We start from the raw sequence: 24683 nt of genomic DNA, 5'->3' as shown, positions 1-24683 counted from the left end.
TCACGGGGACCCCGTCGGCGTGCGGTCGAGGAGCGCGGCCACCGCCGAGCGGAACCCGTCGAGGCGTTCGGCGGCGTGCGCGGCGTCGATGCGCGGCTCGTACACGGCGGCGGGCCGCCCGCGCGGGACCGCGTCCCGCACGGTGAGCGCGGGATCGAGCCCGAGCCGCGCGACGACACCCACGCCGAGCGCGGTCGCATCGGGCAACTCGGCGACTTCCAGTGGCAGTTGGAGAAGGTCCGCCTGGGTCTGCATCAGCAGGGCCGACCGGGTCAGGCCGCCGTCGACGCGCAGGGTGCGCAGCGGCTCGCCCAGGTCGGCGGCGACGGCGTCCGCGAGCGAGACGACCTGCGCGGCGATCCCCTCGCACAGGGCACGGACCAGGTGCCCGGAGGTCGTGTCCAGACCGAGGCCCGTCAGAGAGCCCCGCAGGTCGCCGCGCCACCAGGGCGCCGCAAGACCGGCGAGGGCGGGCACGAAGGTGACACCGCCCGTGTCGGGCACGGCCGATCCGACCGGGTCGATGTCCTCGGCCCCCGCGATCACCCCGAGATCGGTGAGCCAGCGGACGGCGGAGGCGGCGGTGTAGACCTGCCCGTCGAGGCAGTAACTGCTCCGCCCGTCCAGTCGCCAGGCGACACAGCTGACCAGTCCCGAGCCGCCGCGGCGCGGGCGGTCGCCGGTCGGGGCGAGCAGGAACGCCCCCGTTCCATAAGTGCACTTGGCCGTACCCCGCTCGGTCACGTCCTGGGCGAGCAGCGCGGCCTGCTGGTCCACGAGGAGCCCGGTGAGGGGAAGTTCGGGGCCGAACGCCTTGGTCGTGCCGACGGGTCCCGCGGCGTCGACGACGTCCGGCAGCCGCTCGCCGCCGAGGCCGAAGATGTCCAGGGCGCGGGGCGACCACGCGACAGTGTCCAGGTCGAGAAGCTGCGTGCGTCCCGCTGTGGCGGCGTCGGTGACGAACGCGCCGGTCAGCCGGTGGACGAGCCAGGCGTCGCTGGTGGTGACGACGCCGTCCCGGGTGAGATGGCGTCGGATCCAGGCCATCTTCGGGGCGGCGAAGTAGGGGTCGAGCGGCAGCCCCGTAAGATCCCTCAACTCATCGCCGTGAGGGGCGAGTTCCGCACACAGCGCTTCCGCCCGCCGGTCCTGCCAGACGATCGCGTCCGTCAGCGGTGTGCCGGACGCGGGGTCCCAGGCGAGGACCGTCTCGCCCTGGTTGGCGAGGCCGACCGCGTCGACGGGCTCGCCCGCGGCGGCCAGCGCGCGGCGCCCCGCGTCGACGACGGAGGCAAGCAGCGCGGCCGGATCGACCTCGACGACGCCGCCCGGGAAGTAACGCGGACGTACGGGCGCGCTGCCCGAGCCGATCACGCCGCGGCGCGGGCAGACGACGAGGGCCTTCGTCCCCGACGTGCCCTGATCGATGGCGAGGACGGTCCCCTCGCGCGGCCCACTGCCATTGGTGATCACCGCGGAAGCCTGCAACAGCCTCCGCAGGAGCGTCAAGGGCGCCCTCTTCGCTCCGACCCCTAGACTGATCACCCGTCAATCTCCGTATGTTGTCTGTGACTTCACGCCTCTCTCCCCACAAGAGGAGCTCATGTCCACACCGGAAACAGGCACCACCTCGTCAGGCCCCGTCGAGTCCGGGCCGGCCGGGCAGCCGGCGGACGAGGAGGCCAGACTCAGGGAGCTGGGCTACCAGCCGGTCCTGGCCCGCCGCATGGGCGGCTTCGGCAACTTCGCCATCAGCTTCTCCGTGATCTCCATCCTGTCCGGCTGCATGACGCTCTACGGATTCGGCCTCGGCACGGGCGGCCCGGCCGTGATGATGTGGGGCTGGGCGGGTGTCGGCCTCTTCGTCCTCCTCGTCGCCCTGGCGCTCGCCGAGGTCACCAGCGCGTACCCGACGTCCGGCGCCCTCTACTACATGGCCGACCGGCTCGGCGGCCGCCGCTGGGGCTGGTACACGGGCTGGCTCAACCTCCTGGGTCTGCTCGGCGCGATCGCCGGAATCGACTACGGCGCGGCCCTGTTCACCGGCGCGCTCCTCAACCTCGAGTTCGGCTTCGACCCGACACCGGGATCGACCTTCCTGATCTTCCTCGCCATCCTCTTCGTGCACGCCGTCCTGAACCTCTTCGACGTCCGCCTGGTCAGCGTGCTCAACTCGATCAGCGTGTGGTGGCACCTGGCGGGCGTGGCCGTGATCGTCGGCGTCCTCGCGATCGTGCCCGACCATCACCAGTCGCCGTCGTTCGTCTTCACCGAGTTCGTCAACGACACCGGCTGGCACAACCCGTTGTACGTGGCCGCGATCGGTCTGCTCCTCGCGCAGTACACGTTTTCGGGCTACGACGCGTCCGCGCATCTCTCGGAGGAGACGTCGAACGCCTCCGTGTCCGCCGCGCGCGGCATCGTACGGGCCGTGTGGGTCTCGTGGATCGCCGGGTTCGTGCTGCTCGCGGGGCTGACGTTCGCGATCCAGGACTACGCGGGCGCGCAGGACAGCGCCACCGGGGTGCCGCCCGCGCAGATCATGATCGACGCCCTCGGCACGTCCGGCGCCACGGCGCTGCTCCTGATCGTGATCGTGGCCCAGCTGTTCTGCGGCAACGCCGAGGTGGCGGCGACCAGCCGCATGGTGTTCGCGTTCAGCCGGGACAACGCGCTGCCGGGCTCGGCGCTGTGGCGCAAGGTGAACGCCCGCACCCGCACACCCGTTCCCGCAGTATGGCTGTCGGTGGGTCTGGCCGCCGTGATCGCGCTGCCGTCCCTGTACTCCACGACGGCATACGGAGCGGTCACGGCCATCAACGTCATCGGAATCACGCCCGCGTACGCGATCCCGATCCTCCTGCGCCTGCGAGCGGGCGGCCGTTTCACCCCAGGACCCTGGAACCTGGGCCGCTGGAGCAGGCCGGTCGGCTGGACCGCGGTGACGTGGGTGGCCTTCGTGACGATCCTGTTCTGCCTGCCGCAGGCGTCACCGGTGACAGTCGACTCGATGAACTACGCGTCGGCGGCCCTGGCCGTGGTGCTGATCCTGGCGACGGTGTGGTGGTACGCGGCGCGCAACAAGTACGGGACGCCTCCGCCGAAGGAAGACGCCCCGGGATAACAGGAGTTCGGGGAGTTTCCGGAACGACCGAGGGGCCGTGTCAGATGTCTCTGACACGGCCCCTGATCTGCGACTTCGAAAAGTCGGGACGACAGGATTTGAACCTGCGACCCCTTGACCCCCAGTCAAGTGCGCTACCAAGCTGCGCCACGTCCCGGTCGCGTCGCCCGGCGGGTTTTCCGCTTGGCGGCGCAGAAAGAACAATACCCCAAGCTCAGGGGTGGTCCGTAGCCGGTGCGAGGGGCCGCAGGCGCGGGACAATCGAGGCATGAGTGACGTGAGCAGTGGCCCGAACCGCGACCGTGACGAGGAGGGGCGGGCCCGGAACGCGCGCCCCCGCGATGGCCTCGGCCGTCCGCTGCCCTACGGCGCGGAGGGGGTGGCGCGGCAGCCGGAGGGGGTGGTGCGCACTCCCGAGGAAACGGTCGCGGAGGCGCAGGCGCTGCTCGACGCGGGCCGGCCGTTCCACGCGCACGAGGTGTTCGAGGACGCGTGGAAGTCGGGCCCCGAGGAGGAGCGCGGCCTGTGGCGCGCCCTGGCGCAGCTGGCGGTAGGCCTGACGCACGCGGCCCGGGGCAACACGGCGGGCGGCGCCCGCCTCCTGCTCCGCGGCGCCACGGGCCTCACCACCTGGCGCGAGGCGACGGCCCGGCCCACCCCGCACGGAATCGACCTGACATCCCTGGAGACCTGGGCAACAACGCTGGCCGAGAAGGTGGAAAACCAACCCCCCACGCTGGACGCAGCAACAAACGCCCCCCGCCTACACCCATAACTACTCGCCCAGGCCCCCGCAGAGAGCCACACCCGAACCCTCTTGCCCCGGCCCCCACAAGGGGGCGCGGGGAACTGCGCGCCCAACCCCCACACATCCGCAGCGAAATCCCCACCCTCGCACCCCCGGACAGCGGGGCGCGGGGCGGCAGCCCCGCAAAACCCCGCCCAGCACAGACGCAGCGCCCGTCACCCGTAAAGCTCCGCAGGACCCGCGCAGAGGCGAGCGCAATGTGAGGCTGGCCGGGTGACCACCACAACGGAGACCGTGCAGGCCCTGGCGCACCCACCCGTGCTGGACCGGCGGCGCCGCAACGTCGTCTTCGTGACGATCCCCGTGATGCAGGTGGAGTTCTTCACGCGGATGGTGGGGCACGCGAGCCTCGGCGTGATCGCGGCCCGCCGCCGCCTGCCGCCCGAGGTCCTTGTGCCGGTTTTCGACCGCATGGTCGAGGAGGGCTATCTGACGCGCACCGGCCACTACTTCTCGAACACGGATGCCGGGCAGCGCGAGGCGGATGTGATCAGTCACGCCTGGGGCTCGTGGCTGAGCCGCCAGGTGGGAGGCAGACCTCGGCAGGCCGCCGGGCAAGGACCTGCGGGCCGCCGTGGACACGATCGCGAAGCGGCTGCTCGCCGAGGATCTGGAGCACGGCCTGCCGTCCCGCGGCCGGGACAAGGTGCTCTCCGCTTCGTGACGGTGGCTCAGCGCAGCAGGAGCTGCACCCCGCCGACCACGGTCGCCGCGATCACAAGCCGCTCGAACAGCCGCTGGTTGATGCGGTGCACGCAGGCCTTGCCGATGAAGGCGCCGGGTATGACGAACAGGACGAGCGCCGCGTCGAGGAGCAGGGAGCGCCCGTTGATCAGGCCGAGGCCCACGCTGAAGGGCACCTTGGCCGAGTTGACGATGAGGAAGAACCACGCGGAGGTGCCCAGGAAGCCGAGCTTCCGGAAGCCCGCCGAGAGCAGGTACATCGACATGACGGGCCCGCCGGCGTTGGCGACCATGGTGGTGAAGCCGCCGAGCACGCCGTAGGAGCGGGCCTTCGCGCGGCCGGCGCGGCTTGCGGTCTCCTCGACCTCCGGCGCGTCCGCCCGGCGTCTGCGCCACACCGTGACGGCGGCCATCAGGAGCAGGATCGCCCCGATCGACGTACGCACCATGGCGTCGTCGGCCCACACCATGAAGAGCGTGCCGAGGACGACGCCGCCGGCCACGGCCGGAAAGAGGCGCCACAGGGTGGGCCAGTGGGCGTGTCTTCGGTAGGTCAGTACGGCGAGGATGTCGCCGGCGATGAGGACGGGCAGCAGGATGCCGGTGGACTCACGGGCCGGCAGGACCGCCGCGAAGATGGCGAGGCTGACCGTGTTGGCGCCGCTGACGGCCGTTTTCGAGAATCCGACGAGCACGGCCGCGGCGGCGAGCGCGGCAAATTCCCAGAGGGTTATGGAGTACATACCGGGGACAGATGTTAGACCCATCTATCCGGTCGGCGTCAGGGGGCGCCGCATGCTGGGACGCCGCCCCCCTGCGCGTGCTCCCGGGGTCAGTCGGTGTACTGGGCGCGCAGTTCCCGCTTGAGGACCTTCATGCTCGGGCCGAGCGGCAGCTCGTCGGCGAACTCGATGCGGCGGGGGTACTTGTGGCGGCCCAGGTGCTCCTTGGACCACTCGGTGATCTCGTCGGCGCCGGCCGCGATCCCGTCGGTCTCCTTGCGGATGATCACGGCGCAGACCTCCTCGCCGTGCACGGGGTCGGGCAGGCCGATGACGGCGACCTGGGCGACGGCGGGGTGGCGCATCAGGACCTCCTCGACCTCGCGCGGGTACACGTTGTAGCCGCCGCGGATGATGACGTCCTTCTTGCGGTCGACGATGCGCAGATAGCCGTCCTCGTCCTTGGTGCCGAGGTCACCCGTGCGGAACCAGCCGTCGACGAGTGCCTCCGCGGTGGCCTCGGGGCGCCCCAGGTATCCGGTGAAGACACAGTGGCCGCGCACGACGACCTCGCCGAGCTCGCCCTCGGGGAGCAGCTCCACGCGGTCCTCGACCTCGGCGCGGGCGATCTCCACGTCGATGCCCCACATGGGGTGCCCGATCGTGCCCGGGCGCGCGCCGAAGACCGGCTGGTTGGTGGCGGCGGCCGGGGAGGTCTCGGAGAGCCCGTAACCCTCGTAGACCGTGGCGCCGAAGGCCTCCTGGAAGCGCTCCAGGACGGCGACGGGGAGCGATGCGCCGCCGGAGACGCAGACCTTGAGGGTGGGGAGCTTCTCGGCCGCTGCCGCCGCGGCCACCAGGTTCACGTACATGGTGGGTACGCCGTGGAAGGTGTTCACGCCCTCGGCGACCATCAGGTCGATGGCCTTGGCCGCGTCGAAGCGCGGGAGCAGGACGAGGGTGGCGCCGGCGCGCCACGTCGCGTTCATGGAGACGGTCTGCCCGAAGGCGTGGAAGAGCGGCAGCGCGCCGAGCGCGATGTCGTCGGAGCGCACGTCGTGGCCGTCGAAGGCGCTGACCGTCGCGTTCATCACCAGGTTGAAGTGGCTGAGGACGGCACCCTTGGGGACGCCGGTGGTGCCGCTGGTGTAGAAGACGACGGCCGGGTCGTCCGCGTCGCGGGTGAGGTACGTGGGCAGGGGCTCGGCGTCGTGCGTGAGCCGCTCCAGGTCGCCGCCCTCGCCGAGGGTCAGCATGCGCACGCCGGTCGCCTCGGCCGCCGCCCCGCCGGTCTTCGCCTGACCCGGGTGGCACAGGAGCAGCGTGGCGCCGCTGTCGCGCAGGACGTGCTCGACCTCTCCGGCGGAAAGGAGCAGGTGTACGGGGACGACGACGGCGCCCGCGGCGAGCGCCGCGTAGTACGCGCGCGGGAACTCGGCCACGTTGGGCGCCATCAGCGCCACCTTGTCCCCCGGCCGCACCCCGAGTCCGATGAGCGCGGCGGCCTGCTTGCGGGCCTGGAGCCACAGCTCCTTGAAGGTGATGCGCAGGTCGCCCTGGACGAGCCCGGCCTTGTCGGGACGGCGGCGGGCGGACTCGGCGAGGATCGCGGCGAGGGACAGGGTTGCCATGAGGGTGGTGCTCCGTTCGGTACTGACTTCTGGTGCGGCTCTGGACCAGGTACAGCTCAGCGATGGGTCAGCGCGCGAAGGTCGCCTCGACGGCGTCCTGAGCGGTGACGTCCCAGCCGTACGCGGATGCCTGTCCGCCCTTGGCGCGGATCGCCTCGACGGTGGTCTCGGCGCGCTCGGCCGTGAGGTCGACGACGGCCACGCGGCCGGTGAACCTGCTGCTCATCTTCTTCGAGCTCCTTACGTTGTGCGGGAGTTCAGGAGCGCTCGACAAGGACGGCCGAGCCCTGGCCGACGCCGATGCACATGGTGGCGAGGCCGCGCGAGCCGCCGGTGCGTCGCATGCGGTGGAGAAGGGTGGTGAGGATGCGGGCGCCGGAGCAGCCGAGCGGGTGGCCGAGCGCGATGGCGCCGCCGGTGGGGTTCACCAGCTCGGGGTCGATGCCGAGCGCGTCGACGCAGGCGAGGGCCTGGGCAGCGAACGCCTCGTTGAACTCCGCCTCCTGGATGTCGGCGACAGACCAGCCGACGCGGGCGAGCGCCTTCTGCGTGGCGGGCACGGGGCCGATGCCCATGACGTCGGGGTGCACTCCGGCTGAGGCTCCTGCCACGTAACGGCCGAGGGATTCGAGGCCCAGGTCGTGCAGGGCCTCCTCGCTGACCAGGAGCAGGCCCGCGGCGCCGTCGTTCATGGGCGAGGCGTTGCCCGCGGTCACGGTGCCACCCTTGCGGAAGACCGGCTTGAGCGTGCCCAGCTTCTCCAGGGACGTGTCGGGGCGGATGCACTCGTCCTGGTCGACGACGACGCCGTCCGGGCGCGTGACGGGGAGGATCTCGGCGTCGAAGAGGCCGTTCTTGCGGGCCTCGGCGGCGTTGTGGTGGCTGCGCAGCGCAAAGGCGTCCTGGCGCTCACGTGGGACGTCGTAGCGCTCGGCGACCTCCTCGGCGGTCTCCCCCATGGCGAGGACGCCGTGCAGCTCCTTCATCTTCGGGTTGACCAGTCGCCAGCCCAGGCGTGTGTCGTACGTCTCCATCTTGTGCGGGAGCGCCTCGTCGGGGCGCTGAAGCACGAAGGGGGCGCGGCTCATGGACTCGGAGCCGCCCGCGAGGACGACGTCGGCCTCGCCGGAGGCGATGGTCCGGGCGGCGGTGGTGACGGCTTCGAGTCCGGAGGCGCACAGCCGGTTCACGGTCGCGCCGGGTACGGACTCGGGCAGGCCCGCGAGGAGGGCGGCCATGCGCGCGATGTTCCGGTTGTCCTCGCCGGCCTGGTTCGCCGCGCCCCAGTAGACGTCGTCGATCCGGGCCGGGTCGAGCTCAGGCACACCGGCGAGCAGGCCGCGGATGACACCGGCCGCGAGGTCGTCCGGGCGCACGGTGGACAGGGACCCGCGCAGCTTTCCGATCGGGGTGCGGCGGGCGGCGGCGAAGTGGACGGGACGCACGTGCGGCTCCTGGGGAAAGTTAATTAGCACTGCTAGTTTTGGACTATAGACCCGGGCCCCGCACCCTGTGAAGTGCGCACCGCTGGATAGGCTCCCGCCGTGAGCACTGCGTTCGAGTACGAGAAGTCCGGGGCGGAGATCTACCGCCGGTCCTTCGCCACGATCCGCGCCGAGGCCGATCTCGGCGGGCTGCCCGCGGAGGTGGCCCAGGTCGCGGTCCGGATGATCCACGCGTGCGGGATGGTCGACCTGGCGGGCGACCTCGCGTACTCGCCCGACGTCGCGGTCCGCGCCCGTGAGGCGCTGCGCGGGGGCGCACCCGTCCTGTGCGACGTGTCCATGGTGGCCAGCGGGATCACCCGCAAGCGTCTGCCCGCGGACAACGACGTGGTGTGCACGCTGTCCGACCCGTCGGTTCCTGCGCTCGCCGAGCGGCTCGGCACGACGCGCTCCGCTGCGGCGCTGGAACTGTGGCGGGAGCGGATGGGCGGGGCCGTTGTCGCTGTGGGCAATGCGCCCACGGCCCTCTTCCGGCTCCTGGAACTGGTGCGGGAGGGGGCGGCGCCGCCCGCCGCGGTGATCGGGGTTCCGGTCGGGTTCGTGGGGGCGGTCGAGTCGAAGGACGCGCTGGTGGAGCATGCGGGGGAATTGGGGCTGGAGTATTTGGTGGTGCGGGGGCGACGGGGCGGCAGTGCGATGGCCGCCGCGGCGGTCAACGCTGTTGCTTGTGCGGTGGAATAGGTTCGGGCTCACACCCCGGGGACTGCGCCCCCGGCCCCCACTGCCGCCCTCCGGGCTCGTCCTCAAACGGCGGACAGGCTGGATTGTGCCGGGCGCTCAGCGCTGGACAGCCCCCGCCCACTCCACCGCCTCCGCCACCGATCCCACGTCTGTCACTCCCGCCGGCACGTCCGGCCGTCGTACTACCAGGACCGGGATCCGCGCCTCTCGCGCTGCGACAAGCTTCGGGGCCGTCGCCTCTCCCCCGCTGTCCTTCGTCACGAGCACATCGATGCCGTACTCCCGCAGTACCGCCCGCTCGCCCTCCACCGTGAACGGCCCACGGGCGAGCAGCACCTCCGACCGGAGCGGCAGAGGCGGCTCAGGAGCATCCACGGAGCGCACGACGCAGAACACGTCACGGACGCCCGCAAAGGCCGAGAGGCCCAGCCGGCCGACCGTCAGGAACGCGCGTCGGCCCAGCGTCGGCAGACGCCTCGCCGCCTCCTCCAGCGAAGCGACACCGTGCCAGTCGTCGCCCGGAGCGGGGACCCAGCCGGGGCGGCGCAGTGCCAGCAGGGGAACATGGGCCGTGGCGGCCGCCTGTGCCGCGTGGAAACTGATCGTCCCGGCGAAAGGATGGGTGGCGTCGATGAGCGCGTCCACCTGGAGCTCGCGCAGCGCGCGGGCCAGGCCATCGGCTCCCCCGAAACCGCCGGTCCGCACCTCGCCCGCGGGCAGCAGGGGACGGTCGACCCGGCCGGCCAGCGAGCTCGTCACGCGCCACCCGGGGTGGCCGGTGGTCAGGGCCTCCGCGAGGCGGCGGGCCTCGGTCGTGCCGCCGAGGATCAGTACGTGCACGGGTGCGGAATCCCTTCATGAGTGAGGCGGGCGGGGCCAAGGGCGGACGCGGCGCCCAACTCAAGCACACCGGGCTGCGGCCCGGCTGGACGACCGGAGCCTGTGCGACGGGCGCGGCCACGGCCGCGTACACCGCGCTTCTGACCGGCGACTTCCCGGACCCGGTGACGATCACGCTGCCGAAGGGGCAGACGCCCGCGTTCGCGCTGGCGGCCGAGGAGCTGACCCGTGAGCACGCCATGGCGGCCATCGTGAAGGACGCGGGCGACGACCCGGACGTCACGCACGGTGCGCTCGTGCGGGCGTCGGTGCGGCTGCTGCCCGCCGGGGCCGGTGTCGCGTTCCGGGCGGGCCCGGGCGTCGGCACCGTGACCCGCCCCGGGCTGCCCCTCGCCGTCGGGGAACCGGCGATCAACCCCGTGCCGCGGCAGATGATGCGGGACCACGTCGCGGCCGTCGCCGAGCGCCACGGCGGGAGCGGTGACGTCGAGATCACCGTGTCCGTCGATCACGGCGAGGAGATAGCCCGGTCGACCTGGAACCCGCGGCTCGGGATACTCGGCGGGCTGTCCGTCCTGGGGACGACGGGCATCGTGGTGCCGTACTCGTGCTCCGCGTGGATCGACTCGATCCGGCGCGGTGTGGACGTGGCGCGGGCCGCCGGGCGCACGCATGTGGCGGGCTGCACCGGGTCGACGTCCGAGAAGACCGTGGTCGCCGAGTACGGACTGCCCGAGGACGCGCTCCTCGACATGGGTGACTTCGCTGGCGCCGTCCTCAAGTACGTGCGCCGGCATCCCGTCGACCGGCTCACGGTCTGCGGCGGGTTCGCCAAGCTGTCGAAGCTCGCGGCCGGGCATCTTGATCTGCATTCGGCGCGCTCGCAGGTCGACAAGTCGTTCCTGGCCGGGCTCGCGGCCGAGGCGGGCGCGGGCGCGGAGGTGGCGGCGGCGGTGGCGGACGCCAACACGGGCCTCGCCGCACTCCAGTTGTGGCCGCCGCTCGGCGACCTGGTGGCCGCGACCGCCCGCGACGAGGCTCTGCGCGTGTTGCGGGGCGCTCCCGTCCAGGTCGATGTACTCTGCATCGACCGAGCGGGTGCGGTGGTCGGGCGCTGCGCACCCTGCTGAACACGGACTTCGTCCCCCGTGGCCCGGTTCCGGTAGCAACTACTCCGGATCTCAGGGCTGGCCCTGATGTCCCGGGCCCGCGCGCTGCCTAGAGTTGAGTTCACCGGCACCGCTCCGCAGTCGACGTACGGGGGAGCCACGGGGGCAAATCGGGGGACGACGTCGCCTTCGGAGCGGTCAGCCGGGACCTCTTCACTCCGCGCGCACGGGCGGGGTCAGGCGCGCAGGTAGGTCAGTACCGCGCGCACGCGCCGGTGTTCGAGCAGATCCTGTTCCAGGCGCAGCTTGCCGAAGATGTTCCGTACGTGCGTCTCCACCGTTTTTCCGCCGATGACGAGACGCTGGGCTATCGCCTCGTTCGAGTGGCCCTCGGCCATCAGGGCCAGCACATCCCGCTCTCTGCCGGTGAGGTCGTCGAGAGGGCTCCTGGGGCGGGGGGTGTTCATGAGCTTGGCCACGACGAGCGGGTCGAGGACCGTCTCGCCGGACGCCACGCGCTTGAGCGCTCCGCCGAGTTCGTCGATGTCGGCGACGCGTTCCTTGAGGAGATAGCCGAAGCCCTCGGGCTGCTCCGCCAGGGCCCTGACGGTGTCGGTCGTCTCGACGTACTGGGACAGCAGCAGCACGCCCGTGCCGGGGTGCGCCGCGCGGATCGCGGCCGCCGCGATCAGACCCTCGTCGGTGTGCGTCGGCGGCATGCGGATGTCGAGGAGCACGGCATCCGGACGGTGCTCGGCGACGAGCGCGAGGAGCGGCCCCGTGTCGGAGCACTCCGCTGACACCTCGAACCCCTCGTCCGACAGCAGTCGTACGATCCCCTGCCGCAGCAGCGCCGAGTCCTCGGCAACGATCACCCGCACGGAAGCTCCGCCCTGATTCTGGTCCCGCCACCGGCGGGACTGTGTACATGCAACACTCCGTCGACGGCGGCGAGCCGGTCCGCGAGGCCGCGCAGGCCACTGCCGCGCGCGCTGTCCGCTCCCCCGACTCCGTCGTCGACGGTCTCGATGACGAGCCGGCCGTCGTGGTGCGTCGCGGAGACGCTGACGGCGCGGGCACCGGCGTGCTTGGCCGCGTTGGACAGGGCCTCGCACACCGTGAAGTATGCGGTCGACTCGACGACCGCGTCGTAGCGCCGGGGTTCGGCCGCGACGACCACCGGCAGGGTCGCTTCCCTGGCCAGCGCCGTCAGCGCGGGGCCGAGGCCCTCGCGCGTGAGGACCGCCGGGTGCAGACCGTGGGCGAGGCCGCGCAGCTCCTCGATGGCGAGCCTGAGGCTGGACTCCGCCTCGGTCACGGATGCGCGCAGGGCGGCGTCGGGATGGTCGGCGAGGCCGCGCTCGACACGTCGCAGCGCCATCAGCGCGAAGACCAGCCTGGCCTGTGCCCCGTCGTGCAGATCCCGCTCCAGGCGCTTGCGTTCGGAGTCGGCCGCCTCCACTATCCGCGTGCTCACGTCCCTGGCGCGGGAGCGCAGCCACACGTTCTCCAGGGCGAGGCGCAGCGCGGCGGCCACCGACGCGAGGAGTTCCGGGTCGTCCATGAGCGCGGGGTCGTGGTGCAGGAGTGCGAGTGGCCGGCCGTCCGCCGCGCCGACGGGGGTGCGGCCGGGGCCGTCCACCGTCACCTCACGCCCGGAGCCGTCGACGTAGGCGCCCCGCTCCTCCCGCCACAGGCCGAGCCTCAGCGTCGGGTCGCCCAGGACGCGGGCCAGCGCCTCGCGCAGCCGGGCCGGGTCGGGGTCGGTGCCGACCTCGATGACGAGGCCGCTGACCTCGGCGCGCTGGAGGTGCATGCGCAGCAGGCCGGCGAGAAACGCGAACGGCACGGCGACCTGCGCGAGGTCGGACAGCAGATAGACGGCCTGCTCACCGGTGTCGCCGACGTGGCCGAACCACGGCACGACGTAGAAGAGCATGTCCCACATCAGGAACACGACGGCGACGGCGATGCCGATCCAGGCCGGGAGCAGCGCCTGCCTGCGGGCGGCCGAGGCGTGCCGCCAGCGCTGCACCACGGCCACCGCGGCGCCGGCGGAGATGACCCAGCCGAGCGCGTGGTACACGGTGTCGACGGGGCCGAAGAGGTCGTGGGTGCCGGGAATGAACAGGGCGTTCGGACCGCAGCCCACGCAGTCGAGATATGTCGCGCCGATGGCCTGTGCCGGGTCGAACAGGAGCGTGCGCAGCAGGCCGCCGACCGCGACGAGCCCGTACGCGAACTGGACCAGACGCCGTGTCAGGACCGTCGTGAGGCGGCCCTCGGGGAAGCAGAGGATGAGGTGCAGGAGGATCGCCATGTTCAGCGCCTCCCACCAGGCGCCGAACGCGAACAGGGCGGGTACGGAGGTGCCTTGGAGGTTCCCGAGGAACCAGGTGACGCCCTCGGCGATCATCAGAAGGCCGGTCCGGTTGGCGGGCCTGCGCCGCCAGGCCATGATCCCCGCGGCCGCGTACGCCCAGCCCACGGAGAGGTCTCGCACCACGTCGCCCGCGGACCCACCGGCCCGCAGATACGCCCACGAGCCCGCCGCACCCGATACGGCGGCGAGCGCCGCGGCCCCGGTCAGGCGCAGCCGAACCGCACGCTTCCCCTGACTGTCCACGGCCCACACGGTAAGCCATTTGGAGGAACGGCGCGCACTCGGTGTCGCACAGCTTACGCACCGTGCTCGATGGACCCCGACCTCGTGTCCTGGCAGAGTGGCGGCCGTCCGCACATGATCCATGGGGGGTTCGGGTGGGTTCGCGCAGGCTGCTGTCGTTGTCGGACGCGTTGGTGCTGCTCGGCGCCGATCCGCCGCGCCTCGCGGCGCTCGACCGGTCGCTCGGCGGGGTGCTGGCCGTGGCGACGGGCGGCGTGAGCGACGGAATCCTCCGTATCGCGGACGCGCGGGGCCGGATCCTGGGGCTCGGCCGGGACGCGGTGCGCGGGGTCGGGGCGCGGCTCGGGGCGGCGGACGGGCGGGTCGAGCGGGGCGAGGTGCTGCGGGCCGCACACACGGTCGTCGTGGTCCTCGGCTGGTTCGAGGCGCTCGCGGAGCAGGACCTTCCGTTCTCCCTCGACGCGGTGCGCATGACCCGTGGCGAGCAGTTGTCCCTGGTCGGGGCCGGGGAACCGGACGCCGGTTTCGCGCGGGCCCTCACCGCGGTGGACGCGCCGTTCCCTGCGCCGCACCTCGCGCCGGAGGACGTGGCGCGGGAGCTCCGCGACTGGTACACGGCCCTGTCCCGGCGCTTTGTGCGGTTCGTGGCGGGCCTCGCGGTGTGGGACACGCTCACACCGGCGGGGCGGGATGCGGCGGAGCGGGCCCTGACGGGTGCGCTGCCGGGTGCGGCGTGTGTCCACTATGACAGTCTGTACGCCCAACTCGCCCAGCAGGCACCCGAGTTCGGGTTCTGGGCCACGTTGACCGAACACCGGGCGACGCGGGCCGGTGTCCGGCGGGCCCTCGCGGGGATCGAGGCGCTGCTGGCCGGTACGGCGTCGCACGCGCGGCCGCCCGTGGATGTCGCGGCCGCCCTGGCCCGCTCCCACGAGGCAGCGCTCTCCCGTCCGGTGCTGGACGCGGCGTCGGCGCCCGACGGCATCCGCGTACCGGCCCTGGAGGAGATGTATCTGGACCCGGACTTCCGGGTGCGGCCGGTGGCCGGGCAGCACGGGCCGGCCGACGAGGCATGGTGGGAACGGGCCCCGGTGCGCGAGGACCTGACCCGGTATCTCGCCGGGGCGCTGACCTCGGCGGGACAGGAGCGGACTCCCCTGCTGGTGCTCGGGCAGCCCGGCGCGGGCAAGTCCGTCCTGACGCGGGTGCTCGCGGCGCGGCTCCCCGCGGCCGGATTCCTGCCGGTGCGGGTGCCGCTGCGCGACGTACGCGCCGAGGACGACCTCCAGGAGCAGATCGAGCAGGCGGTGCGGGCCGCGACCGGCGAGCGCGTCACGTGGCCCGATCTGGTCCGCTCGGCCGGTGGCGCCGTCCCGGTGCTCCTGCTCGACGGGTTCGACGAGCTGCTGCAGACGACCGGGGTGCACCACAACGACTTCCTGGTCCGGGTGGCCCGCTTCCAGGAGCGCGAGTCGGAACAGGGCCGTCCCCTGCTGGCCCTGGTGACCAGCCGCACGTCCGTCGCCGACCGCGCGCGCTACCCGGACGGCATGGTGGCGCTGCGCCTCGAGCCGTTCCGCGCCGCGCAGATCCAGCAGTGGCTCGCGGTGTGGAACGACGCCAACGCGGCCGGGTTCGCGGCGAGGAGCCTGCGCCCGCTGTCGTGGGAGGTGGTGTCGCGGCACGCGGCGCTCGCGGCGCAGCCGCTGCTCCTGACGATGCTGGCCCTGTACGACGTGGCGGGCAACGGCCTGCAGCGCGACGGCGGCGAGCCGCTGGACGAGGCCGATCTGTACGAGGAGCTCCTGTTCTCCTTCGCGCGCCGTGAGGTCGGCAAGACGAGCGGGGACGCCGTGCCCGACGACCTCCTGCGCGAGCGCGCCGAGCTGGAGATGCAGCGCCTGTCCCTGGTCGCGTTCGCCCTGCTCAACCGGCGCCGTCAGTGGGTCTCGGCGGCCGAGCTCGAAGAGGATCTGGCCGCGCTCCTGGGCCGCTCCTCCCCCGGGGCCTCCGGGTTCCGCACGCCGCTCGGCGCGGCCGAGGTCGCGCTCGGCCGGTTCTACTTCGTGCAGCGCGCCCAGTCGGTGCGCGACGGCCGGGTCCTCGCGACGTACGAGTTCCTGCACGCCACGTTCGGCGAGTATCTGGCGGTGCGGCTCGCGCTGCACGTACTGAGCGCGCTCGTGCAGAACCGGCCCGCCCTCGCCCTCGGCGATCAGCGCGTGGACGACGACCTGGCGTACGCCCTGCTCTCGTACGCGCCCCTGTCCGGGCGCCAGATGCTGCGGTTCGCCGGAGCGATGGCGGCGCGGATGGATTCGGCCGAGCGGGACAGGCTCAGCCGCGTGCTGATCCGCGTACTCGACCAGCACGAGACCCGCACCGGTGACCAGCACCCCGCCTACCGGCCCGCGACGCTGAGGGTCGCGTCACGGCACGGCCTCTACGGCGCCAATCTCGTCCTGGTCATCCTGCTGCTGACGGGCGGCACCACGGCCGCCGAGCTGTTCCCCGGCTCGGCGAACCCGGTCAGTGCCTGGCACCGGCACGCCCTGTTGTGGCGTTCGGCGCTCAACGAGGAGCAGTGGACGGACTTCGCGCTGTCGATGACCCTGCACCGGTCCTGGGACGCCGACGGCCGTCGCACGCTCGACGTCGCGCCGCGGCACGGCGCGCCCGCGCCGCCGGACCCGGTCGACGCGAACTGGCTCTACCGCTACCCGCGGGGTCACGGCGGGCCCGGCTGGTCCCGGCCCTACTGGGACGAGATCTGGCACAAGATGGAGGTGTCCGGCGGGACGAACGACTCCCTCGTGCGGCACGTCATGGACCCGGTGTTCGCGTGGCTTGGCCCTTCCGTGACCACGTTCGTGGCCACGGAAGGGGAGCCGGCCACCTCGCTCGCGCACGACCTGCTGCACCTCCTGCTCAGCGGCGGCGTGGAACTGACCGACGCCGAGCTGGAGTTGACGTACCGCCGGGTGCTGCGCGGCATGGAGGACCTGCCGGGCAGCCACGTCCATCGCGTCACGGCGCTGCTGGCCACCGCCGCGGCGCGGGACAACGCGCGGCTGCCGGCGGACCTGCGGAGCGAGATCTACTCGTTCACGCGGTAGGTCAGCTCCGCGCCCTGCCGTACACCTCGACCTCCGCCATGTTCAGCTCGACGGGCTTCTCGCTCGCCAGCCACACCCGCACATAGTGGCCGTGTGCCGTCACCGGGATCGCCGTCGGGCCGCCGGCCTGCGCGGTCTCGTGGTGGGACCACACGCCGGGCTTGGTCAGCTGGTCGGCGAGGGTGCCGGTGAAGGGCTCGTCGGAGACCAGGACGTAGTAGTCCTTGGTGCGGTCCGCGCAGCAGTCGCTGCGGTTGTAGACGTCGACTCGCTCCAGGTCGGCGACGGAGCCGAGGTCGACCTGCCACCAGGGCTGTGCCTCCTTGCCGCTGGTGGTCGAGAAGTTGAAGCGGTCGCCGTCGGCCGCCTTGGCCGCGCTGTACGGGAACTCGCCGTCCGAGGCGTAGTCCGAGCTCTGCTTCGTGTCCTTGTTCAGGGCGAGCTGCCGCAGCGGCTCGAGGCCCTTCGAGGCGTCGTGCAGGTCCTGGACCTGGCTGACGAAGTCGCCGAGGAACGGGTCGGCGATCTTCACGGGTCCGGGCTGGTGGTGCTCGGCCGGGTCGATGGTGATGTGCGAGGCGGCGTCGGCCGCCTTCTCCATGGCGGCGCGCTCGCCGGCCGCCCTGTCCGCGTCATGGGCGTCGATGGCCTTCAGCGCGGCGAGACCGTGCCCGAGGGCCTTGCCCCACAGCGCGGTGGAGTCCAGCCAGGGCCCGGCGTCGTGCAGGAACTGCTGGTCGGGCACGCCGGCGCGGAGGACCGCCGGGATGCGCCCGATGTTCGCCGCGGTCGGCGTGAAGGCGCGGATCGCGGCCGTCGGGTCGCTCGCGTACGCCTTCCAGAACTTCTCGAGCTGCGCGCTGAGGATCGGCGACTGCGGCTGCCACGGCTCGGCGCCGAACGTCGGTGCCATGTGGTTGAGGTCGACGAAGGTCTGTACGGCGTCGGCGACGCGCGCGTCCCCGCCGGCCAGGTGCAGCGCGGACTGACGGGCGGAGCGGGTGCGGTCGTAACCGCGGTCGTTCCACGAGAAGTCGGACATGGTGAAGACGGCGAGCTTGCTGGCCGCCTCCTGGTTCATCGGGTTGGAGACGAGGCCGCTGAGGTGCTCGGAGAGGCCGGGCTCACGCTTGTCGTAGGGGGCGAGCAGGAGGCGTCCCGAGGTCCGGCCGAAGTCGTTGACCGGGTAGTTGTCCCAGACGAACACCTTGCGCCCGAACAGCTCGGACGCCTTCTGCGCCTGGTCGTTGGTGATCTCCCGCGGGACGACGTCCGTGCCGGTCCACATGACCTCGATGTTCTTGTCGAGGTTCCCGCGGATCTCCTGCTTGTACGCGGTGTCGGTGAGGTCGCCGTACTCGGTGGGCACCATCTGGAGCGGGTTGGCGCCGTCGTGGGTCGCGATGAAGTCCTGCTGGACGGTGTTGAGCAGACCGACCTGGGCCTTCGCGGCGGGGCCACGCCCCGGGGCGCCGAACTTCTGTTGGTCGGCGTCGCAGTTCCACTTGGTGTAGCTGATGTCGTCGAGCGGCACGGAGAACGAGCGCACGCCCAGGTCGTAGAGCGCCTGGAGCTTCGCGGTGAGGGCCTTCACGTCGGCCGGGTCCGAGTAGCAGACCGAGCCGCCCGGCGAGACGGCGAAGGTGAAGCGGACGTGGTTGGTGCGGGCCCGGTCGACGAGCGTGCCGAGCTGGGCGAGCTTGTCCGCCGGGTACGGCTCGCGCCACTTGTCGCGGTGGTACGGGTCGTCCTTGGGCGCGTACACATAGGTGTTGGACTTGACCTCGCCGAGGAAGTCCATCTGGTCCAGTCGCTCCGCCTCCGTCCAGGGCGGTCCGTAGAAGCCCTCGATGGAGCCGCGCAGCCGCATGGACGGGAAGTCGGAGACGGACGCCCCCGCGATCTTCCCCTTGGTGACGAGCTGTCCGAATGTCTGGGCCGCGTAGAACTGGCCGGTCGCGTCGGTGCCGCCGAGCGCTACGGTCCGTCCGGCGACGCGCACGGCGTAGCCCTCGTCCTGGGTGGGGACGTCGGTGCCGCGCAGGGCCTTTGCCACGTCGGGGCGGGTGGCCGGCCCGAGGAGCACGGTCAGGGGCGCGTGCCCCGACGCCTTGGTGCGGACGTCGACGTGGCGGACTCCGTGGGCGCGCAGGGTGGCGGTGAGGAGGTCGCGGGCGGGCTTGTCGGTGGTGTCGCCGACGACGAGTTCGGCGCGCGACGGCAGGGCGACGTCGGCTCCGGCGCGGGTCATGTGCTGCGGGGTCGGCGAGACGACGGGCAGGCGGTGGTCCGGCGCGTGCGCCGATACGGGCGGGACGGCCGCGGCGGACGCGGCGACGAGCAGGGTGGCGACGGAACAGGCGTGCAGGGCTCTTCGGGCTGTCATGGGGCTCTGCCTCCGTGATATCGGGTCAGGGGGGTGGAGTGCGGGGGTGTCAGTCGCGGGTGTGTTCGCGGTACAGGTCGAGTTCGCCGTCGAGTTCGAGGGAGACGACCGTGCACAGGGGGTCGAGCTGGTCGTCGGTGACGTACAGGTACTCCCAGCCGGGCACCTCGCCGAGGCCGCCGACGCGCTCGTGGCGGACGTCCGTGCCGGACCCGAGGACCCGCGCCGAGCGAACGGCGTTGCGGACGCCGCGCAGCACGACGTACTCGTTGGGCCGGTCGAAGAGGAACAGGTAGAGGGTGCGGCGGTCGGCGGAGAGGGTGGAGGGGCCGTAGAAGTGGCCGTGGGGCAGGCCGCGCACGGTGTCGCGGACGGCGGGCCGGTGTCCGGCGATCCACTCGCCGAGCGCTTCGAGGCGCTCGGCCTGCACGGGCGGGATCGTGCCGTCGGCCTTCGGGCCCACGGCGAGCAGGAGGTTGCCTCCTCCGCCGACGGTCTCGGCGAAGACGCGGACCAGTTGACGAGGTGACTTGTGGTGATCGTCCTGCGGTTGGAAGCCCCATGAGTCGTTGACGGTGAGGCAGAGCTCCCAGGGACCCTTCGGCGGCTCGACGGGCACGCCCTGTTCGGGTGTCGCGTAGTCGCCGTGTCCGGTGAGGCGTCCGTTGACGACGGTGTGCGGACTCAACTCCGCTATGAGTGCGGCGAGTTCGACCATGCGCCACTGTTCCGGGCTGCGTTCCCACTCGCCGTCGAACCAGAGCAGGTCCGGCTGGAAGAGCCCGAGGAGCTCGCGGACCTGGGCGCGGTGGAAGGCGAGGAAGGCGTCCCAGCGCTCGGGTGACTCGTCATCGACGGCGGGCATCGAGTACGGGTTGCCGCGGTCGTCGGGGTCCTGCCCGTCCGGCCGGACCGTGGCGTAGTCCGGGTGGGACCAGTCGAGGTGCGAGTAGTACAGGCCGACCTTGAGACCGCGGCGGCGCAGCGCGTCCACGTAGGGGGTGATGAGGTCGCGGGCGGCGGGGGTCCGCTTGACGACGGACAGGTCGTTCGCCTGCGTGTCCCACAGGGCGACCCCGTCGTGGTGCTTGGCGGTGAGGACCGCGTACGCGGCGCCCGCCTCGACGAACAGGTCGGCCCAGGCGTCCGGGTCCCACTTCTGGGCGTCGAACCCGTCGAGCTGCGCCATGTAGGTGTCGTACGGCACCTGCCCGTTGAAGAAGGACCAGGACTCGGCGACTCCGTCGACGCTGTAGATCCCCCAGTGCAGGAAGATGCCGAGCTTTCCGTCCGTGAACCAGGGCTGCATCATCGGTAGTTCTCCTCGTCGTAGCTCCAGCAGTGCACCCACTGTCCGTCGTCGAAATGTGTGCGCGGCGGGAACGCCGTGGCGCACACGGGTTTCGCGAGCGGGCAGCGCGGGTGGAAGCGGCAGCCCGCCGGCGGGTCGACGAGGCTCGGTGGTTCGCCGAGGGTCTCCTCGTCGTCGACGACTTCGGGCTCGTCGAGAAGCCCTCCGTCGCGGTCGGGGTCGGGCGCGGACTCCAGGAGGAGCCGGGTGTACGGGTGCCTGGGCTGCTCCACGACCGTGTCGGCGGGTCCCGACTCCACTAGCTGGCCCGCGTACAGGACCTTGATCTCGTCGGCGAAGTAGCGGGCACCCGCGATGTCGTGGGTGATGTAGAGGATCGCGAGGCCCTCGTCGTCACGGAGCCTGCCGAGGAGGTTCAGGATGTCGAGGCGGATCGACACGTCGAGCATCGAGACGGGCTCGTCGCCGAGGAGGACCTTGGGGCGGGCGGCCAGGGCGCGGGCGATGGCGACGCGCTGGCGCTGGCCGCCGGACAGCTCGTGCGGGAACTTGTCGATGAACTGGTCGGCAGGGGTGAGGTTGACGCGGTTGAGGAGGTCGAGGATCTGCCGTTCGAGCTCCGCGCGCCCGGCGGCGTGGCCATGCAGCTGGAGGGGGCGGCTGAGGATGTAGCGCAGGCGGTGCACGGGGCTGAGCGAGGAGAAGGGGTCCTGGAAGATCATCTGGACCTGGCGGTAGTACGCGCGTTTACCGCGGGCCGTGCGGGCCTGCTTGACGGGGGCGCCGTCGAGGCGGATCTCGCCCTCGGTGGGCGGGTAGGCGAGGGCGAGCATGCGGGCGAGCGTGGACTTGCCGCTGCCGCTCTCGCCGACGAGTGCGGTGATGCGGCCGGCGTGCAGGGCGAGGCTGGTCGGCTCGACGGCGTGCACCTCCTTGCCGTGCCCGCCGGGCCCGTGCAGCGGGAACCGCTTGACGACGTCGCGTGCTTCGAGGACGGGTTCAGCGGGTGCGGGCATGGTGGTCCTCCTCGCCGCGTACGGTCTGATGCAGATGGCACGCGGCCTCACCGGCGCCGAGGGTGAGGAGCGGCGGGGTCGCCTTGTCGCAGGGTTCGAAGCGGCGGGCGCAGCGCGGGTGGAAGGCGCATCCCGCGGGCAGGGTGCGCAGTCCGGGCGGGGAGCCGGGGATACCGGTGATCTCGCGGCGCGGCCCGTGCAGCGGCGGGAATGCGCCACGCAGGGCCTCGGTGTACGGGTGCTGCGGGTCGGTGTAGAGCCGCCGTGCGGGTCCGGTCTCGACGACCTTGCCCGCGTACATCACGGCGATCCGGTCGGCGATCTCGATGAGCAGGGACAGGTCGTGCGTGATGAACACGACGGAGAATCCCAACTCCCTTTTGAGGCGGGCCACTTGCCGCAGGATCTGGCGTTGCATCACCACGTCGACGGCGGTGGTCGGCTCGTCCATGACGACGAGGTCGGGCTCGCAGGCGAGGGCCAGGGCGATCGTGGCGCGCTGCCGCATGCCGCCTGACAGCTCATGGGCGTACGAGCGCAGCCGGTCGGCGGGGATGCCGACCATGGCGAGCAGTTCTCCTGCCCGCTCCCAGGCCTCCCGCTTGGAGAGGCGGCCGTGGCGGCGGAGGACGTCGGCGAACTGATTGCCCAGGCGCAGGACGGGGTTGAGGGCGTTCATCGCACTCTGGAAGACGATCGCGATGTTCTCCCAGCGCAGATCAGCCAGTTGACGTTCGGTCAGGCGGAGGACGTCGATGCTCTGGGTGCCGTCATGGCCGTGGAAGACGACCGAGCCTGCGGTCGTGACGGCCGGGGGCCGCTCGAGCCGGGTGATGGCAGTGACGAGGGTGGACTTGCCGCAGCCGCTCTCCCCGACGATGCCGAGGGTTTCGCCTCGGAGCAGGTCGAGGTCGACGCCGCTCACGGCGTGTACGGGGTCCGCCTTGTCGAAGTAGTCGACGTGGAGGCCACGGACGGTGAGCAGGGGGATGCGGTCCTCGCTTCGACGGACCGTGTCCTGCTTCGAGATCGATGAGTGCGGCGTGCCGTTCCTGCTCATGACGCGGCCTCCTGAACGGGCGCGGGCTTCCCGGCCGTGGCCTTGCCCGCGGAGTCGCCGGCGGCCGCGTGCAGACGGGCGGCGCGGGCCCTGGCGCGGACCTCCTTGGAGGGTTTGCGGAGCCGGGGATTGGATATTTCGTCGATTCCGAAGTTGATCAGGCCCGCGGCGACCCCGATCAGGGCGATGCACGCGCCCGGTGGCACGAACCACCACCAGGCCCCCCGGGTCAGGGCACCTGCGTTCTGCGCCCAGTACAGCATCGAGCCCCAGCTCGTGATGTTGATGTTGCCGAGCCCCATGAAGGAGAGGCCGGCGTCCGCGAACATCGAGCCGACGACCGCGCCCAGGAAGCTCACGGAGATGATCGGCGCGAGCGAGGGGATCAGCTCGCGGGTGATGACGCCCCACCTGCTCTCCCCCGTCATCTCGGCCGCGGACACGAAGTCCCGGTGCCGGAGCGACAGCGTCTGCGCCCGCTTCTGCCGCGCGCCCCACGGCCAGGCCGTGAGCCCGATGACCAGGGCCACGGTGAGCCAGCCGCCGCGCCCCTGCACATAGCTCGCCACGATGATCAGCAGCGGCATGCCGGGGATGACGAGGCAGACGTTGGTGGCGGCGGTCAGGAAGGAGTCTGCGCGCCCGCCGAGATAGCCCCCCGCGACCCCGACGAGGACGGAGAGCGTGGTGGTGATGACGCCCGCCACGAGCCCGACGAGCAGCGAGATCCTGCTACCGACGACGAGCTGCGCGAAGACGTCCTCGCCCGTGGCGGTGGTACCCAACAGGTGCTCCGCGGAGGGGAGTTCCATGGCCTGCGCGGTGTCGACGTCGCTGGGCGAGAGACCCATCACGTTCTGCACGACGAACGGGCCGAGCAGGGCGAGGAGCGCGAAGAAGACGAAGATCGCGATCCCGATGCGGACCTTGGGGTTCGGGGGCAGCTTCAGGCGGCGCAGGCTGCGCTTTCTGCGGACCGACGCACTCATGAGCGGGTCTCCCTCGCACGCGGGTCGATCAGCCCGTACACGGAGTCCGCGATGAAGTTCGCGGCGAGGACGGAGAGCGAGACGATCAGGAACAGGGCCTGCATCAGCGGGTAGTCGACACTGGAGACCGCCTGGTAGAGGAGGTATCCGACGCCCGGATAGGCGAAGACGATCTCCACGAGGAGTTGCCCGCTGACGACGGTCCCGATGGTGAGCGCGAACCCGGCGACGCTCGGCAGGACGGCGTTGCGGGCGGCGTACTGGAACATCACGCGCGCCTTGGACAGTCCCTTGGCGCGCGCGAGCAGCACATAGTCCTCGGAGACGGTCGTGACCATCATGTTCCGCATGCCGACGAGCCAGCCCCCGACCGATGCCATCACCATCGTGAGCGCCGGAAGGATGCCGTGCTGCAGGACGCTGGCCAGGAACGGCCCGTTGAAGCCGGGCAGCATGTCGCCGTCGTACCCGCCGCCGGTCGGCAGCCAGCTGAGCTGCACCCCGAAGACGAGGACGAGGATCAGGGCGACCCAGAAGAACGGCAGCGACCCCATGAACATGGACGCCGGCGTCATGAACGAGTCGAAACGCGACCCCACGCGGGAGCCCGACACGACGCCGGCGGCGGTGCCGAGGACGAAGGACAGGACGGAGGTGAGGCCGACCAGGCCGACCGTCCAGGGCAGCCCGGTACGGATCACTTCCCACACGGGGGTGGGGTAATAGGCCACGGATATACCGAAGTTGAAATGCAGGACCTGGTTCAGATACGTGACGTACTGGTCCCAGAGCGGCTCCCCCGGCGTCCCGAACAGCCGGTAGATGGCGTGCACCTGGTCGCCGGAGAGCGTCTGCTTCTGCTGCATCTGCGCGATGAGGGCGGAGGCGGGGTCGCCCGGCATCAGCCGTGGGATGAGGAAGTTGAGGGTGATGGCCAGGGCGGCGGCCACGGCGTAGAAGCCCAGTCGCCGCAGGAAGTAGCGCGCGGTGCCGAGCCTGGCGCTCACGAGGCGGCGGCCGGGCCTGGGCTCGACGGCGGTGGCGTCCACCGAACCGAGGGCGGGAACGGTCATG

General features: G+C 71.7%; 19 protein-coding genes, 1 tRNA gene and 1 pseudogene. 6 read left to right on the top strand and 15 right to left on the bottom strand.

What is annotated here, in order from left to right; genetic code table 11:
- Complete coding sequence (locus CG723_RS09890) at window positions 1-1473, bottom strand: FGGY family carbohydrate kinase (protein WP_234374230.1); 1473 nt, start codon at window positions 1471-1473, stop codon at window positions 1-3.
- Window positions 1474-1726: 253 nt separating this feature from the next.
- Between CG723_RS09890 and CG723_RS09885 the strand changes: the two genes are divergently transcribed.
- On the top strand, window positions 1727-3124 hold the full coding sequence (locus CG723_RS09885) for an amino acid permease (protein WP_442802553.1): 1398 nt from the start codon (window positions 1727-1729) through the stop codon (window positions 3122-3124).
- Window positions 3125-3207: 83 nt separating this feature from the next.
- Here CG723_RS09885 and CG723_RS09880 read toward each other — a convergent pair.
- Window positions 3208-3281, bottom strand: a tRNA-Pro gene (locus tag CG723_RS09880).
- 111 nt (window positions 3282-3392) lie between these two features.
- On the opposite strand from CG723_RS09880, the gene CG723_RS09875 reads away from it, so the two are divergent.
- Together CG723_RS09875 and CG723_RS09870 are read left to right on the top strand one after the other, a co-directional pair.
- On the top strand, window positions 3393-3899 hold the full coding sequence (locus CG723_RS09875; RefSeq protein WP_100592899.1) for a DUF309 domain-containing protein: 507 nt from the start codon (window positions 3393-3395) through the stop codon (window positions 3897-3899).
- A gap of 336 nt (window positions 3900-4235) precedes the next feature.
- Window positions 4236-4596, top strand: a pseudogene (locus CG723_RS09870) (MFS transporter); the annotation flags it as partial.
- A 7-nt stretch (window positions 4597-4603) separates the two neighbouring features.
- Here the strand turns inward: CG723_RS09870 and CG723_RS09865 are convergent.
- From CG723_RS09865 to CG723_RS09850, 4 genes are all read right to left on the bottom strand, one after another.
- A complete protein-coding gene (locus CG723_RS09865; protein WP_100592898.1) occupies window positions 4604-5359 on the bottom strand; it encodes a sulfite exporter TauE/SafE family protein in 756 nt (251 codons plus the stop codon).
- A gap of 89 nt (window positions 5360-5448) precedes the next feature.
- Window positions 5449-6969, bottom strand: coding sequence for a long-chain-fatty-acid--CoA ligase (locus tag CG723_RS09860; RefSeq protein WP_100592897.1), 1521 nt, complete (start codon window positions 6967-6969; stop codon window positions 5449-5451).
- 67 nt (window positions 6970-7036) lie between these two features.
- Window positions 7037-7195 carry a hypothetical protein gene (locus CG723_RS09855; RefSeq protein ID WP_199841713.1) on the bottom strand — a complete coding sequence of 53 codons (159 nt, stop codon included), beginning with the start codon at window positions 7193-7195 and terminating at the stop codon, window positions 7037-7039.
- Window positions 7196-7226: 31 nt separating this feature from the next.
- On the bottom strand, window positions 7227-8414 hold the full coding sequence (locus tag CG723_RS09850) for a thiolase family protein (RefSeq protein ID WP_100592896.1): 1188 nt from the start codon (window positions 8412-8414) through the stop codon (window positions 7227-7229).
- A gap of 99 nt (window positions 8415-8513) precedes the next feature.
- Between CG723_RS09850 and CG723_RS09845 the strand changes: the two genes are divergently transcribed.
- Entirely contained in the window at window positions 8514-9155 is a 642-nt protein-coding gene (locus CG723_RS09845; RefSeq protein WP_100592895.1) for a precorrin-8X methylmutase, read from the top strand.
- A gap of 96 nt (window positions 9156-9251) precedes the next feature.
- On the opposite strand, the gene CG723_RS09840 is transcribed toward CG723_RS09845, so the two are convergent.
- Window positions 9252-9995: a cobalt-precorrin-6A reductase gene (locus tag CG723_RS09840; protein ID WP_100592894.1), complete on the bottom strand. Its 744-nt coding sequence runs from the start codon at window positions 9993-9995 to the stop codon at window positions 9252-9254.
- Between the two features lie 17 nt (window positions 9996-10012).
- Between CG723_RS09840 and CG723_RS09835 the strand changes: the two genes are divergently transcribed.
- Entirely contained in the window at window positions 10013-11125 is a 1113-nt protein-coding gene (locus tag CG723_RS09835) for a cobalt-precorrin-5B (C(1))-methyltransferase (protein ID WP_100592893.1), read from the top strand.
- A gap of 215 nt (window positions 11126-11340) precedes the next feature.
- On the opposite strand, the gene CG723_RS09830 is transcribed toward CG723_RS09835, so the two are convergent.
- Together CG723_RS09830 and CG723_RS09825 are read right to left on the bottom strand one after the other, a co-directional pair.
- Entirely contained in the window at window positions 11341-11979 is a 639-nt protein-coding gene (locus CG723_RS09830) for a response regulator (protein WP_100593784.1), read from the bottom strand.
- Entirely contained in the window at window positions 11976-13730 is a 1755-nt protein-coding gene (locus CG723_RS09825) for a sensor histidine kinase (RefSeq protein ID WP_199841711.1), read from the bottom strand. Before CG723_RS09825 ends, CG723_RS09830 begins: the two co-directional genes overlap by 4 nt.
- A 134-nt stretch (window positions 13731-13864) precedes the next feature.
- On the opposite strand from CG723_RS09825, the gene CG723_RS09820 reads away from it, so the two are divergent.
- Entirely contained in the window at window positions 13865-16846 is a 2982-nt protein-coding gene (locus tag CG723_RS09820; RefSeq protein ID WP_100592891.1) for an NACHT domain-containing protein, read from the top strand.
- Window position 16847: 1 nt separating this feature from the next.
- On the opposite strand, the gene CG723_RS09815 is transcribed toward CG723_RS09820, so the two are convergent.
- From CG723_RS09815 to CG723_RS09790, 6 genes are read right to left on the bottom strand one after another with little or no spacing between them, the layout of a single operon-like run.
- Window positions 16848-19232 (bottom strand): beta-N-acetylglucosaminidase domain-containing protein, encoded by a 2385-nt coding sequence (locus CG723_RS09815; protein WP_100592890.1) that lies wholly within the window; start codon window positions 19230-19232, stop codon window positions 16848-16850.
- Between the two features lie 49 nt (window positions 19233-19281).
- Complete coding sequence (locus tag CG723_RS09810) at window positions 19282-20541, bottom strand: alpha-L-fucosidase (RefSeq protein WP_100593783.1); 1260 nt, start codon at window positions 20539-20541, stop codon at window positions 19282-19284.
- A complete protein-coding gene (locus CG723_RS09805) occupies window positions 20541-21560 on the bottom strand; it encodes an ABC transporter ATP-binding protein (protein WP_100592889.1) in 1020 nt (339 codons plus the stop codon). The genes CG723_RS09810 and CG723_RS09805 overlap by 1 nt, the downstream gene beginning before the upstream one ends.
- Complete coding sequence (locus tag CG723_RS09800) at window positions 21544-22620, bottom strand: ABC transporter ATP-binding protein (protein ID WP_100592888.1); 1077 nt, start codon at window positions 22618-22620, stop codon at window positions 21544-21546. Before CG723_RS09800 ends, CG723_RS09805 begins: the two co-directional genes overlap by 17 nt.
- Window positions 22617-23609: an ABC transporter permease gene (locus CG723_RS09795; protein ID WP_100592887.1), complete on the bottom strand. Its 993-nt coding sequence runs from the start codon at window positions 23607-23609 to the stop codon at window positions 22617-22619. The genes CG723_RS09800 and CG723_RS09795 overlap by 4 nt, the downstream gene beginning before the upstream one ends.
- Window positions 23606-24682, bottom strand: a complete 1077-nt coding sequence (locus CG723_RS09790; protein ID WP_100592886.1) for an ABC transporter permease — start codon at window positions 24680-24682, stop codon at window positions 23606-23608. The genes CG723_RS09795 and CG723_RS09790 overlap by 4 nt, the downstream gene beginning before the upstream one ends.
- Window position 24683 lies beyond the last annotated feature (1 nt).

Source organism: Streptomyces sp. CB01635 (assembly GCF_002803065.1).
Taxonomy (GTDB): domain Bacteria; phylum Actinomycetota; class Actinomycetes; order Streptomycetales; family Streptomycetaceae; genus Streptomyces.
Note: the sequence above shows the minus strand (reverse complement) of the source record. Positions and strands in the feature narration are given on the sequence as shown.